The sequence below is a fragment of the Gaetbulibacter sp. PBL-D1 genome (genome assembly GCF_050509525.1).
GTDB classification, from domain to species: domain Bacteria; phylum Bacteroidota; class Bacteroidia; order Flavobacteriales; family Flavobacteriaceae; genus Gaetbulibacter_B; species Gaetbulibacter_B jejuensis.
In genome coordinates, this window is record NZ_JBNWKB010000018.1 from 1 (window position 1) to 14,605 (window position 14,605).

Sequence of the window (14,605 nt, forward strand, 5' to 3'; positions counted from 1 at the left end):
TGAAACTGTTTTTCCATCATTGCTTGAATAATACCAAAACCCATCTTCTTTATACACAATTGCATTTTGATCTTTTACAATAAATACATTTTGCTTTTTGGTTTCTAAAAGTACCATAACAACACTAGGTTTCATATCTACAACCTGAAACCCATTAGCTATTGGTTGTGCATATAGTGCATCAACTTCTGTAAGTTCTGAAATTGTAGGTTCAGTGTTAGTAACCGCTTCAACCTCTGGTTGTGCTTCAACTTTTGGTTCTTTTGTTGCGCTTTCTTTGGCTTCTTTTAAATCATCAATCTCTTTTTGCAAACGTGCAATTTCAGCTTTTGACTGCTGTACTTCCTCAACAGCAACAACATCAGCAGCTTGTGTTTGGGTTGAAATTGATGTGATTTTAGTGTTAGGCTCATACTTATAATCAAGATATTGATATGTTTCAAAAGCATCTCTTAACGCTAAATTATAAGCCTTTGCATATTCCTTTTCTCTGGTTTCTCCAACTTTAGACTCATATACAATTCTTCCATTGCAGTCTTTTAAGTCTATCTTAATCTTAGTCTTAAAAAGTCCTTTTTCATTTGATACATCAGCATACATTGCCAAACATCTGTTAGACTGTAAATCATCAGGAAATTGGTCTTCGTTAAAAAATGCGGTGTAACCGTATTTATTAAACAAAAACTTGGTAAGCGAGTTCAATTGGTATTGATCTTTTTCTTTTAGGAAATTATATTCAGATGGAATAACTACATACTTATAGCTATTAATAGATTCTTGCGAAAAAAGTTGTGATGGCAAACATGCTATTGCCAATAACAATAATATAGACTTATAAAATTTCATTCTTACGTAATGGTTTTCAATATTTATATACAATAGTTAAAGATAGTTTTTTAATTGTAATAAGGTATCAACTTCTTTAATGTTTGCTTCAGGTTCTAGTTTGTGGATGTTATATAAAATGGCTTCTAACCCAACATCTAAAGCACCAAGAATATCGGCTTCATAGTTATCTCCTATCATAATACTTTCATTTGGTTTTGCCTTAGCTTGATCCAAAGCAAAATTGAAAATTAATGGGTTTGGTTTTTTTACACCTACCATTTCAGAGTTTGTAACAGTTTCAAAATAATGAAGAATATTAGATGCTTTCATCTTTTTTTCTTGAGCTTCTTGAAATCCGTTAGTGATAATATGTAATTTATACCTTGGTTTCAAATAGTTTAAAATATCTAAAGTATCATGAAACAAGTGGTTAAAAGAAGTTAAGTATTCAATATAATCCACCGATAGTTTATTGATAACCTCATCTTCAATAGTATGTTCAATACTATCAAAACTATCCTTTAGCCTTTTATACCTTAGGTTTTCCTTATCTATTCGCTCTTCACGGTAAAGCTTCCAATAGCTTAAATTAATAGGCTCATACACTTTTAAAAAACGGTCAATTTCAACCTCAACATTGTGTATTTTAAAAATTTTTTCAAAAGTCAATGCTGAGTTTTTATCAAAGTCCCAAAGTGTATGGTCTAGGTCAAAAAATACATGTCGAATACTATTACTATTCATCATCTACTGAATCTAAAATTACACCAAATAAATCTCTAAATCCTTTCCAGCGTACATCATCGCCAAAGGTATAATTATGAAATACAGGTGTAAAAGTTCCATTTACTTGCTTTACCTGTTGTATTAAACGTTCTAGTTCTTGTTTTTTATCTAAAAAAGAATGCCTTTTTAGCAACGCATAATCTATACAATGAAATGCATTGATTTGCAAAGGTGTTTGCACTTCGTAGTCTAAATCGTAAAACTGAAAAGGTGTACAAGTTCCTGCTCTAAAACCCAGTTCGTTAATATAACCCATTGTGAAATCCTGTTTTACCTCAAGCTCAATAAGGTTTCTGTAAGATTCTGGTAAGTTCAATTTAGAAAACGAATGTCTTGAAGCCTCTAAACCATAATTGACAATAGACTCCATTTTTTTCTTTTCCTTTTTCAACACTTCAATATCTTCCAATGCAAAATAAGAGGCTTTGAGTCCTACTTTGCAATAATCAGAAACCGATTTTATCAACGACACAAACTGCTTTCTATTAACATTAATATTCTTGTCATAGGTTGAATAATCGCCTATCAAGAAAAAGACAACAAACTTAAACTTGGTTTGTTTTTGCTTAGTGATGATCCATTTAAACGTATCATAAGGGTCTCTTTGAAATCCAAAAAGCACTAAATAGCGTTGGTAAAACTGCCTGAATTTAAACCTAAACAAATCGCCTAAAGTTCCGCCAATGGTTCGTAGCAATCCTTTTTGCCTAAAGTAGTATGCCATTGGAACATCAATAACTGGCTGAATGGAATACGACTTCTTTGGAAATTCAAAATCTGGAAATTGAGCTTGCAACACACTTTTAAATTTATATGCCCAAATATCAATTACAGGTTGGTGTAAAAATCCGTTTTTAAAGGCTAAACTTTCTTTTGCTAAAAAGCGTCCGTACTCATCTTTTACATGCGGCAAATATTCTTCATAGCGACTTAACAGGTAAAAAGTAGCTGCAAAAATATCATAAGGCAAACTACTTTTTTCTGAAGTACCAAAAAATGCTTTAGTAGTATCCCAATCGTGCACGTGTATTTCTACATCGTTGAGTCCTTGTTCAAATAACAGCTCATGACTTCTTATAAAAATCTCATTGCTCAACGGTTGTTTAGCATACGAAATCTTTAAGCTTTCATGAGCTATAAACTCTTCAATAGTTGTGGTAAAACTTACTGGAACACCTAAAATTCTTGTGCATATATGCTTAAAAGCATAGCTTAACCTTGGTGTTATTTTATGGGTGAAAACTAATAGCACTTATAAGATATTTTCATCTGCAAAGCTAAAGTATGCTTTTTCGGTAATAATTAAGTGGTCTAGCACTTTTATATCCAAACTCTCTCCTGCATATTTCAGTTTTTGGGTAAGTTGCTTATCGGCTTCACTAGGTTTTAATGTTCCTGATGGATGATTGTGCGCTAAAATAAGTCCTGTAGCACCAAGCTCCAGCGCATTTTTCATCACCAAACGCACATCTACTAGAGTTCCTGTAATGCCACCTTTACTTAATTGTTGCTTTTGAATCACTTTATTAGAATTGTTTAAATACACAATCCAAAATTCCTCATGTGGCAACTCACCAATAACAGGTTGCATCAGTTCAAATACCGAAATACTTGAGGTAATTTTCTTTCTTTCTAGTGCTTCTTCTCCTCTACGTCGTCGTCCCAATTCCATAGCAGCTGCAATAGTAATGGCTTTAGCTTCACCAATACCTTTAAAATCCATTAACTGTTTGAGTGATAGTTTTCCAAGTTCGTTTAAGTTATTGCCAACGCTTGCCAAAATACGTTTAGACAACTCTACAGCACTTTCTTCTTTATTTCCAGAACCTATCAATATAGCTACCAATTCAGCATCGCTTAACGTTGCTTTACCTTTATCGCGAAGCTTTTCTCTAGGTTGGTCGTCTTGACTCCAATGTTTTATAGAAAATGACGTGGGTTTCTCCTGCATAGCATAAAGATAAATATTGTAACTTTCAGAAGCAATTTTTTATCCATTCAACCTTTTAAAAAATTTATTATGAAATCATTGTTTTCAGAAGACGCTGTTACAGAAATAAAATCTCGTTTAGAACACCTATCACCATCTCACAAGCCACAATGGGGAAAAATGAATGCCTCACAAATGTTAACACACTGCCAGTTTCCGTTACAAGTTGCTGTAGGTGACTTAAAACTTGAAAGACCTAATGCTTTTAAACGCGCGTTGTTTTCAATGTTTAAATCCTCATTATACAATGATAAACCTAGGAAACAAGGATTACCAACAGCTAAAGAATTTGTGGTTACGACTGATACTGAATTTGCTCCTGAAAAATCAAAGTTACTCACTGAAATTGATAAGTTTCACGCTAAAAAAATGCAAACCCAGTGGCCTGAACATCCTATGTTTGGTAAGTTTAATTCAGAACAATGGGGACAAATGCAGTATAAGCATCTTGACCATCATTTAAAACAATTTGGGGTGTAATGTCCTATCCTCCAAAAATACATCAGGATGACAATAAAGCACACATGATTGCTGTGATGCAACAGTATCCTTTGGCGACGCTTATTTCGGTAAAAGACAATGAACCTTTAGTAACGCATTTACCATTGATTTACAAAGACGAATCCCTTATTGGTCATTTGGATATATTTAATCCGCAAGTCGAACTACTTAAGAATAACCAAGCTGTAACGGTTATTTTTTCTGGACCAGAATGTTACATATCACCAAGTATTTACAGTACCGAACAACTCCCAACATGGAATTATGTAAAAGTACATCTTAAAGGAACGGTTGCCGAAATTGATAATCCTGAAGCCATAAAGCAAAGCATGATTGCAATGACCGAGTTTCTTGAACCTGATAATGCGTATGTACTAGAACCTAACAACCCCAAAATGGATGCATACCTGCCCTATGTAAAGGGTTTTAAAATTACAATTACTGCTTGGGAAGGTAAGTTTAAACTCTCCCAAAACCGAAATAAAAAAGATTTTGAATTGGCTAAAGACGAACTGATTAAACAAAACCAGAATAGCATTAAAGCGTTTTTGGACAGCCTTTTCATATAATATAACCTCAACAAATGAAAGAAAATTCTAAACCATTTAATAGCTCCGAAGAATTCCAGAAAGCTCTATCTGCAATGCATAGTTATCAGCAAAGGCATATATCAATAAGAGAAGACTACGAGTTACTTTTAGAAATCACAACATCTTATGAAAAAGATTACGCGAAATTTAATTCTTTATATAGAGCGTCATTAAAAGGTTTCTTATCTCTAATCGAGTCAGATATATATGGATTGAACCAAATTGACCCTTATGAAGGTTATACTGACAAACATAGTTTTGAGCATAAATTTAAAAGAACTTTTAAAAAAATATGTAATACTTGGAATAAAGAAGAAATTATTTTAAAATATCTAGATTCAAAATATGCTAATCTTAAAAACTTAAAGAAAAAAAGAGATAAGTTAATTCATCCCAAAGAAACTTCTGACTTGATTAATGTAAACCTCAATCAATTAGAAACTTTAAAATTAGGTTTCCAGGATTATACAAATTTAATTGACTCAATAATGAATGGTTTTTTTATTAGTCCTAAAAATTTTAATTTTTTTACATAAAAAAACTAACAGCTTATAGCACCTAATCTAGGTTTCGAGAGATTCAAAACCCAAAAAACAAAATAGATTCCGCATTGCAGTACGGAATGACAAACTACCCAATCAATCCTTTAATGGCATCAAAATCCAATCCGCCATAATTTCCAGAACTCATTAACAACAAGGCTTTGTCTTTAAAATCTTGAGAGAATAAGTAGTTTTTAAAATCGTCAGGATTGGTATAAATAATCAAGTCATCACGCTCAAACGCTTTGGCAATTTGCTCGTGTGTTACTGCATCTAGCTTTTTAATTTCCACTGCATGCGGACTATAAAATACCACTGCAACATCAGCTGCATCTAGAGCACCTTTGTATTCTTTTAAAAATTCAGCATTTAAACTAGAATAGGTATGCAGTTCTAAACACGCAACTAGCGTTCTGTTTTTGTACTGTTCTTTAACCGCTTTTGTTGTGGCTTCTACCTTACTTGGTGAGTGCGCAAAATCTTTGTAAGCAACACTGGTTGCGCTTTCAGCTATTTTCTCCAAACGTTTACTAGCTCCTTTAAAGGTTGCAATAGCTTCGTAAAAATCGTCTTCGTCAATTCCCATGTGTTGGCAAATCCATTTAGCTCCTGCAAGATTGTTTAAATTATGCTTTCCAAATACTTCAATAGGTAAAGGACCTTCAGGAGTTTCTAATAAGGTTTCGCCATCTTCAACCGTATATTCTGGTGTGTAATATGGTAACTTACGTATGGTATTTTCACTAGCTTCTACTACTCTAGCAACTTCAGTATCTTCAGCATTATATGTCACACTTCCACCGCGAACAATACTATCAACAAATATGCTGAATTGCTCTACATAGTTTTTATAGGTTGGAAATACATTAATATGATCCCAAGCAATACCACTTAACAAGGCAATGTTAGGTTTGTACAAGTGAAACTTTGGTCGCCTGTCTATTGGTGAACTTAAATACTCATCACCTTCTAACACGATAAAATCGTTGTCATCTGTGAGTTTTACCATAACATCAAACCCTTCAAGTTGTGCGCCAACCATATAATCGACATCACGATCGTGGTAATGCATCACGTGCAAAATCATAGATGTAATGGTAGTTTTACCATGGCTTCCACCAATAACAACACGTGTTTTTTCTTTTGACTGTTCGTACAAAAACTCTGGATAACTATAAATTTTCAAGCCTAATTCTTGAGCTTTAAGCAACTCCGGATTATCAGCTTTTGCATGCATACCTAAAACGACTGCATCTAAATCTGCTGTAATTTTTTCAGGAAACCAACCAAAAGCTTCTGGTAACAAACCTTTGTTTTCCAAACGAGATTTTGAAGGATCAAAAATAGTATCGTCGCTTCCTGTTACTTGATAACCTTTGTTATGTAATGCAATGGCCAAATTGTGCATTGCTGCACCACCTATAGCTATAAAATGTACGTTCATAGTAAAAAATAATTCGAAATGTTACTTCGAGAAATTCCTGTTAACACAGGATTAAATTAAAAAGTAAATATACTAATTGATGCTGGAAGACCGAAGTTTGAAGTCACAAGTTTTTCTATATTTTTCAAGCTTGGGTTAAGGTCGCTTGCTTTCAAGTTTAGCTTTACGAGTTAACAAACTTTCATCTTTAAGACTCGCATAGGCTTCGTCAATAGTTTTTATTGCCAACTCATAATTTTCTCGCTTTTCATACAAATCAATTAAATGCGTGTAGCACTTAATAGAACCTCCTACTCTCACTGCATTTTTATAATTGCTTTCAGCTGGTCCATATTCTTTTTCGTCTTCATGCACATGACCCATTGCCAAATATCCATCAACTGGAGAAATGGCAAAGAGTTCCTTGGCATACTTCATCGCTTTTTTTGAGCTTCCACCTATAATGCCAGGAACCTCTAGATAATAATGCACCAAAGCCCAACGAGTGTCAATGTGGTTAGCGTCTAAATTTGCTGCTGTTAAAAATGCGTCTTCAACATCTCCAATTAAGCCTAACGCTCTAAACTTACTAACCGATTTAGCTTTCATACCAAGAGCACCTCCATACTTGTAATGGTAATTAGCCACATTGGGTTTAGCTTCAACCAATTTTTCATAGTTCTCTATAGCGTTGTCCCAATCTTTTTGGTAACCATAAACATCACCCAAAACTTCAATAGCTTCAAGATTGTTTGGGTTTTCTTTATGATATTTAAGCGCTAAGGTTTTTGCTTGTTCAAGTTGATTATTGTCTAATAGCGTATGAATCTGCTCTACAGTTTTTGACTGCCCAATCAGTACCAATGGAAATAAAAGAAAAGCAAAAAATAATTTCATGTGTCTTTAATTACTATTACAAATCTAAACTTTCAAATTCAAATGTTATTGTTTTTATAACCTAATTCAGTTTCTTAGTCTCTTAAAAAATAGCTACTTTAACTCAACCAATACGATACTTTACTAATTCATCGTTTTTTGGAATACATTTTGAAGTTAGTTTTGAAGAAAACGCATATTTATGAAACAACTTATAGCACTTTTAATGATAATTCTTTTTGCAAACCACACACATGCTCAGTCCAATAATTATGACGATCTCTGGAAAAAGGTCAGTCAGTTTGAAACCGATGGTTTACCAAAATCGGCTTTAGAAGTTGTGGAGCAAATAAGAACACTTGCCAAAAAAGACAACAACGCACCACAAAATATTAAAACACTTATCTACAAAAGTAAATATGCTTTAACGCTAGAAGAAGATGCGCAGCTCAACATTATTAACGAGTTTAAAACTGAAATTGGCACTAGCGAAACACCTGTTAAAAATGTATTGGAAAATATGCTTGCCACAATGTATTGGCAATATTTTCAACAAAACAGATACCTTTTCTACAACCGTACGCATACTGAAACTAAAGTGGATAGTACCGATTTTAGGACTTGGGATTTACAAACCTTGTTTAACGACATTCATCTGCATTATCAAAATTCTTTAAAAAACGGACTCATACTTCAGCAAACACCTTTGGTAAACTATGATGATATTTTGCTTAAAGCAACTGAATCTAAACGTTACAGACCAACACTTTTTGATCTTTTAAATCACAATGCACTAGCGTTTTATAAAACCGACGAAAACAGCATTACCAAACCTGCTTATCAATTTGAAATTGACAATGCAAACTATTTAAGTGATGCCAAAACATTTGCTAACCTAAACATTACATCAAAAGATTCTACATCGTTACAATTGCATGCGCTCAAAATTTATCAAGACCTGATACAATTTCACGTAAAAGATAAAGAACCTTATGCATTGGTAGACGCAGATATTGACCGTTTACTGTTTGTATCTCAAAAAAGCATTTTAGATAATACCGAAAGTCTTCTTCTAGATACCTTAAAAGCTTCACAAGAGCTTTGGAACACACATGAAACCTCAGCTTTATATAGTTACCACATTGCTTGGACACTTTATCAACAAGGTAACAAGTATGTACCTAAGACAAATGCTGATGTGAGATGGAAAACTAAAGAAGCCTTAGAACTTTGTAACGCAGTAATACAAAAATTCCCAAAAAGTAGAGGTGCTGAAAAATGCGAAGTTCTTAAAGGCATGATTTTGCAAAGCAACCTTCAAATTACTACTGAACGCTTTTTACAAATTCAGCAATATGGCAAAGCTTTGGTAAAGTATAAAAATATTGACCAATTGCAGTTTAATGCTTATAAAGTAACAAGTTCAGAAGCTACAGCTTATAACAAATTATATGATGCTGAAGAACGCCTAAACTACATCAACAAACTAAAAATTACTGAGCAATGGCAAGTAGATTTGAAAAATGAAAATGATTACCAATTGCACACTACCGAAGTGATTTTACCAAAATTAAACAATGGTCAGTATATCATAATGGCAAGTGTAGATAATGAAGACAAGACATTTGCAACCCAAATCCTTCAGGTCATTGATATGGCAGTTGTTGAAAAATCAGACAAAACCCATCATATTTATCAAATTATTGAAAGGGAAAATGGACAACCAATTGCTGGTTTGGACGTAAAAATTTCTTATAAAAAAGACTATAATCGCAGCTACATTACCGAAGAATTAACCACAAATCAAAATGGTGAATTCAAACTAAAAAAGCGTAAAAATGATTTCTTCTATGACCTTAGCATTTATGCTGAACGCAAAGGCGAAATCGCTTTTTTTAACGGATTTTATTTAAGTAATTATAGTTGGAGAGATGATGAAGAACTTATAAGCTACAAAGCGTTTTTATTTACCGACAGAAGCATTTACAGACCAGGACAAACCGTTTATTTTAAAACTATTGCCATCAAAACAAAAGACGGCAAGTCCGAAGTAGTTGCCAACCAACCTGTTTATGCCGCATTACTAGATGTAAACCATGAAGAAATCATGGATCTTGAATTTAAAACCAATGAGTTTGGATCAGTTTCTGGTGAATTTATTTTGCCCAACAATGGATTAACAGGCAATTATCACATCGAATTTGATTCTGATTCAGGTAACATCGATTTTTTTACCGAACATTATTTCTCGGTTGAAGAGTACAAACGTCCTAAGTTTGAAACCAAGTTTAATCCTGTTACTGAAACCTACAAAGTTAACGACTCGGTAACTGTAAAAGGAACTGCTTTAGCTTATGCAGGAAGCAACATTACTGATGCTAAAGTGGTTTATCGTGTACATCGAAAAGTACAATATCCTGATTGGTACTATTGGTATCGTCCTTGGTTTAATAGCGAACCTCAAGAAATAACACATGGTGAAAGTATAACCAACAGCAAAGGTGAATTTGAAATCACCTTTAAAGCACTTCCTGATGAAAGTGTTGATAAAAGCAGTTTACCTGTTTTTAATTATGAAATTACTGCTGATGTTACCGACTTAAATGGTGAAACACGCAGTGCCACAACTATTGTTAATGTAGGTTACCATGCATTAATGGCTTCCATTCTGGTTGATGACACATTAGACAAGAACAAAAAAGACCACACTATTAGTATTGATACCAAAAACCTTAATGGTGAATTTGTTGCTGCTAAAGGAACACTTAAAGTGTATAAATTAAATGCTCCTGACAGAGTTTTAAGACAGCGTACATGGGATGCTCCAGATTATCAAGTTATTTCTAAAGAAGAATTTACAAGCAAATTTCCTCATGAAGCTTATAGTAACGAACATAATCCAGACAATTGGGAAAAAGGAACACTTGTGTTGACCAAATCTTTTGATACCGAAACCTCAAAAGAGGTTAAACTAGGCACCATTAAAAGATGGGAATCTGGTCAATACATTATTGTTTTAGAAAGTGAAGACAAGTTTGGTCAATTGGTAAAAGACCAAGCTAAAACCACATTATTCAGTAATAAAGACAAAACCTTGGCAGACAATCAACTATTCAGTATTACAACAGACAAATCAACTTATAGTGCTAACCAAAGTGTAATGGTCACTTTAGGTTCAGCTGCCGAAGATATTATTGTAACGCTTGAAGTTGAGAAAGACCAAGACATCATCAAGACATTTATTATTCCGTTAAGCAACACTAAAAAAACCATTACTATTCCTGTAACTAGTGATGATATTGGTGGATTTGCTATTCATTATAGTTTTGCAGCTTACAACAGTTTTGTGAGCTCAACATTACCTATTGCTGTACCATATCCTAAAACCGATTTAGAAATAGAAACCCTAACCTTTAGAGATAAGCTACAACCTGGAGCTGATGAAACTTGGAGTTTTAAAATTAAAGGCCCTAAAGGTGAAAAAGTAAGTTCTGAGTTGTTGGCAAGTATGTACGATGCATCTTTAGATCAATTTAAAGCTCACAACTGGACGTTTAACCCAATACAACAACCAACCTATTACTCCAACCATAACCGAAATGCGTCTCGTAGTTTTGGCTCACAAGGTTTTAGAGTGTTTAACCCTTCACTAATTCATAAACGTTTTGAGCAGCAACAGTACGACCAACTTAATTGGTTTGGGTTGTCTTTTGGAAGTAATTATCACATGTTACGAGGACGAGTTGCTGGTTTAGAGTTACGAGAAGAATCCATGAGAACTTTTTCTGCTGAAGAGATGGAATTGGATGAAGTTGTTACAGTTGCTTATGGTTATGAAAAAAAATCAAACGTAACATCTTCAATTCAAACTATTACAGCTGAAGATATAGAACAAATACCTAATGCTTCTTTAGATCAAATATTAGAAGGTAAAGCAGGAGATTTAGAAAAAACAGAAAACTTTGATGCTGATAATATTCAGATTAGAAAAAACCTTCAAGAAACCGCATTTTTCTTTCCGCAGTTACAAACCGATGAAAACGGAAACGTGAGTTTTAATTTCACAACACCAGAAGCCTTAACCAAATGGAAATTGCAGCTTTTAGCACATACAAAAACGCTACATAGTGCTGTAAGCAGTTTTGAAACCGTAACTCAAAAAGAGTTAATGGTGTTACCAAATGCACCTCGCTTTTTACGTCAAGGTGATGTTATTACCATTAGCACAAAAATTGCTAATCTTACTGAAAAAGCGCTTTCAGGACAAGCTAAATTAGAGTTAACAGATGCTATTTCTGGGAAAGATATTGCACAAACACTTGTCAGGTCGAGCGCAGTCGAGACCTTTTCTGTAGATGCAAAAGGTAACACCCAAGTGTCATGGACGCTAAACATTCCAGATAATGTGAGTGCTATTCAATATAAAATTATAGCAAAATCTGGTGATTTTAGTGATGGTGAACAAAGTGCATTACCTGTACTAACTAACAGAATGTTAGTCACCGAAACATTACCAATGTGGATAAAAAGTAACGAAACCAGAACGTTTACATTATACAAGCTTAAAAACAACGCTTCTTCAACCTTAAAACACCATAAGCTCACTTTAGAGATAACCTCTAATCCTGCGTGGTATGCTGTTCAAGCATTGCCTTACCTTATGGAATATCCTTATGATTGTAATGAGCAAACCTTTAGTCGTTACTACGCAAATGCGTTGGCAAGTCATATTGCAAACAGTAATCCTAGAATACAAGAGGTTTTCAATCAGTGGAAAAACATAGATGCATTAATCAGTAATCTTGAAAAAAATGAAGAATTAAAATCTATTCTTATTCAAGAAACACCTTGGTTACGCGATGCGCAAAGTGAAACCGAACAAAAGAAACGTATCGCTTTGTTGTTTGACATGAATAAAATGAACAACGAGTTACAATCTGCCTTACGTAAACTACAACAAAACCAAATGAGCAATGGTGCTTGGTCTTGGTTTAAAGGTGGACGCGAAAACCGTTACATTACGCAGCATATTATTACTGGTTTTGGACATTTAAAACATCTTAATGTCACGTCGAGCGCAGTCGAGACGTCAATGATTCATCAAGCCATTCAATATCTAGATGCTGAATTTGTAAAAGAGTATAAAGACCTTAAAAAATACAACAGCAAAGTAGATTTAAGTAAAGACCACTTGAGCTATACACAATTGCATTATTTGTACATGCGAAGCTTTTTCCCTGAAATTAAAACATCAAAAGAAGTTGAAGACATTACCAAATATTACCACACACAAATACAAAAATATTGGTTGTCACGTTCGTTGTATGCTAAAGGATTAATGGCTTTAATAACACACAGAATGGAAGATGATAAAACAGCTTCTAAAATCTTAAAGTCATTGAAAGAAAACAGTATTACTTCAGAAGAATTAGGTATGTACTGGAAAGAAAACACAAGTTCTTGGTATTGGTATCAAGCACCTATTGAAACACAAGCGTTGCTGATTGAAGCGTTTTCAGAAATTGAAAATGACACTAAAACTGTAGACAACCTAAAAATATGGTTACTTAAAAACAAGCAAACCAATCAGTGGAAAACCACAAAAGCAACTACCGAAGCAGTTTACGCATTGCTATTACAAGGCAGCGATTGGTTAAGCGTTACCGAAATGGTTGATGTTGTTTTAGGTAATGAGCCTGTTGAACCTTCAAAATTAGAAACTGTAAAAGTTGAAGCAGGAACTGGTTATTATAAAACATCTTGGAACACTACCGAAATTAAACCTGAAATGGCAGAAGTAAGACTCACCAAAAAAGGAAATGGCATTGCTTGGGGAAGTTTATATTGGCAATATTTTGAAGATTTAGATAAGATAACTTCTGCTGAAACACCATTAAAACTTCAGAAGAAATTATTTAAAAAGAATAATACTGATACTGGTGAAGAGCTTACAGAAATTACTTCTGAAACTCATTTAGAGGTTGGTGATTTGGTTCGTGTACGTATAGAATTACGTAGTGATCGTGCTATGGAATTTATTCACATGAAAGATATGCGAGCAGCAGGACTAGAACCTGTTAATGTAATGTCGCAATACAAATGGCAAGATGGATTAGGCTATTATGAAGCGACCAAAGATGCAAGTACAAATTTCTTCTTTGATTACTTACCAAAAGGAATTTATGTGTTTGAATACGACTTACGTGTAAACAATTCTGGAGATATGAGTAATGGCATCACAACCATTCAAAGTATGTATGCACCAGAGTTTAGTAGCCATAGTGAAGGCGTGAGAATTTCAGTTAATAATTAAATAAAAAAGGCTTCAAAAATTTGAAGCCTTTTTTATTATTTACTTGGTGGCGTTGTTGGCCTAACCTCTATTTTACTAGGTAAGGTTCTTGGATTCATTTTTAATAAATCAACAACCAATTCACCTATATCTTCACTTTGAATTTTCCAAGCATCAGAAGCATCAGGTTCATTACCATTAAAATGTGTAGATACTGATCCAGGCATAATGGTACTTACTTTAATACCATACTTACGCAAATCTAACATAACCGCTTGTGTAAAACCTGTAACACCAAACTTACTGGCATTATAAGCAGAGCCATTCGCAAAGAAATTGGTTCCTGCTAGACTTGAAATGGTAATGTAATATCCTTTAGAAGCTTTTAGTGCATCTACACTTGCCTTTATTGAATAAAAAGCACCTGTAAGGTTAGTATCAATAGTATCTTGCCATTGCTGTAACGTAATATCTTCAATACTTGCAAAATGACCAACACCTGCATTAGCAATTACAACATCTAACTGTCCAAATTGGGAGACCACGTCTTTTACAGCGTCTTGTTGGCTTTTAAAATCAGTAACATCGGCTTTGAGTCCAATAGCTTTTGCGCCTGCTTTACTTGACGCGTTTAATTTACCTGCAATTTCATGTGACCTTGCACTACTTCTGCTGGTTATGGCAACATGAACACCTTGATCCATTAAACATTTAGCAATGCCATAGCCAATACCTTTTGTGCCTCCTGTAATGAGTGCAACTTTATTTTGTAACATA

The 14,605-nt window shown here is 34.0% G+C and carries 11 protein-coding genes; 4 read left to right on the forward strand and 7 right to left on the reverse strand.

All coding sequences use genetic code 11. The features are described 5' to 3' along the window. The 4 genes from ACQ0RB_RS13625 to radC form a co-directional block, all read right to left on the reverse strand. The coding region (locus ACQ0RB_RS13625; RefSeq protein WP_430499116.1) for a hypothetical protein at positions 1-846 on the reverse strand (846 nt) is incomplete at its 3' end. Between the two features lie 36 nt (positions 847-882). After that, positions 883-1,575: a YjjG family noncanonical pyrimidine nucleotidase gene (locus ACQ0RB_RS13630; protein ID WP_430498345.1), complete on the reverse strand. Its 693-nt coding sequence runs from the start codon at positions 1,573-1,575 to the stop codon at positions 883-885. Next, positions 1,565-2,866: a polysaccharide deacetylase family protein gene (locus tag ACQ0RB_RS13635; protein WP_430498343.1), complete on the reverse strand. Its 1,302-nt coding sequence runs from the start codon at positions 2,864-2,866 to the stop codon at positions 1,565-1,567. Before ACQ0RB_RS13635 ends, ACQ0RB_RS13630 begins: the two co-directional genes overlap by 11 nt. Next, positions 2,867-3,565 carry a RadC family protein gene (gene radC / locus ACQ0RB_RS13640; RefSeq protein ID WP_129761455.1) on the reverse strand — a complete coding sequence of 233 codons (699 nt, stop codon included), beginning with the start codon at positions 3,563-3,565 and terminating at the stop codon, positions 2,867-2,869. 69 nt (positions 3,566-3,634) lie between these two features. Here radC and ACQ0RB_RS13645 point away from each other — a divergent pair, with 69 nt between their 5' ends. The 3 genes from ACQ0RB_RS13645 to ACQ0RB_RS13655 are packed head-to-tail and all read left to right on the forward strand — an operon-like array spanning position 3,635 to position 5,231. Further along, positions 3,635-4,084, forward strand: a complete 450-nt coding sequence (locus tag ACQ0RB_RS13645) for a DUF1569 domain-containing protein (RefSeq protein ID WP_430499117.1) — start codon at positions 3,635-3,637, stop codon at positions 4,082-4,084. Further along, positions 4,084-4,674 carry an FMN-binding negative transcriptional regulator gene (locus tag ACQ0RB_RS13650; RefSeq protein WP_430499119.1) on the forward strand — a complete coding sequence of 197 codons (591 nt, stop codon included), beginning with the start codon at positions 4,084-4,086 and terminating at the stop codon, positions 4,672-4,674. The genes ACQ0RB_RS13645 and ACQ0RB_RS13650 overlap by 1 nt, the downstream gene beginning before the upstream one ends. Before the next feature lie 14 nt (positions 4,675-4,688). Further along, the gene (locus ACQ0RB_RS13655; protein WP_430499121.1) at positions 4,689-5,231 is read left to right on the forward strand and encodes a hypothetical protein; all 543 of its coding nucleotides are present in this window, start codon (positions 4,689-4,691) and stop codon (positions 5,229-5,231) included. A gap of 94 nt (positions 5,232-5,325) precedes the next feature. Here ACQ0RB_RS13655 and ACQ0RB_RS13660 read toward each other — a convergent pair whose 3' ends face one another. Together ACQ0RB_RS13660 and ACQ0RB_RS13665 are read right to left on the reverse strand one after the other, a co-directional pair. Then, positions 5,326-6,681 carry a UDP-N-acetylmuramate--L-alanine ligase gene (locus ACQ0RB_RS13660; protein ID WP_430499123.1) on the reverse strand — a complete coding sequence of 452 codons (1,356 nt, stop codon included), beginning with the start codon at positions 6,679-6,681 and terminating at the stop codon, positions 5,326-5,328. 135 nt (positions 6,682-6,816) lie between these two features. Then, positions 6,817-7,557, reverse strand: a complete 741-nt coding sequence (locus ACQ0RB_RS13665; RefSeq protein ID WP_343798659.1) for a tetratricopeptide repeat protein — start codon at positions 7,555-7,557, stop codon at positions 6,817-6,819. Positions 7,558-7,738: 181 nt separating this feature from the next. On the opposite strand from ACQ0RB_RS13665, the gene ACQ0RB_RS13670 reads away from it, so the two are divergent. Beyond that, positions 7,739-13,849: an MG2 domain-containing protein gene (locus ACQ0RB_RS13670; protein WP_430499126.1), complete on the forward strand. Its 6,111-nt coding sequence runs from the start codon at positions 7,739-7,741 to the stop codon at positions 13,847-13,849. A gap of 35 nt (positions 13,850-13,884) precedes the next feature. Here ACQ0RB_RS13670 and ACQ0RB_RS13675 read toward each other — a convergent pair whose 3' ends face one another. Then, the gene (locus tag ACQ0RB_RS13675) at positions 13,885-14,604 is read right to left on the reverse strand and encodes an SDR family oxidoreductase (RefSeq protein ID WP_430499127.1); all 720 of its coding nucleotides are present in this window, start codon (positions 14,602-14,604) and stop codon (positions 13,885-13,887) included. Position 14,605: the final 1 nt, after the last annotated feature.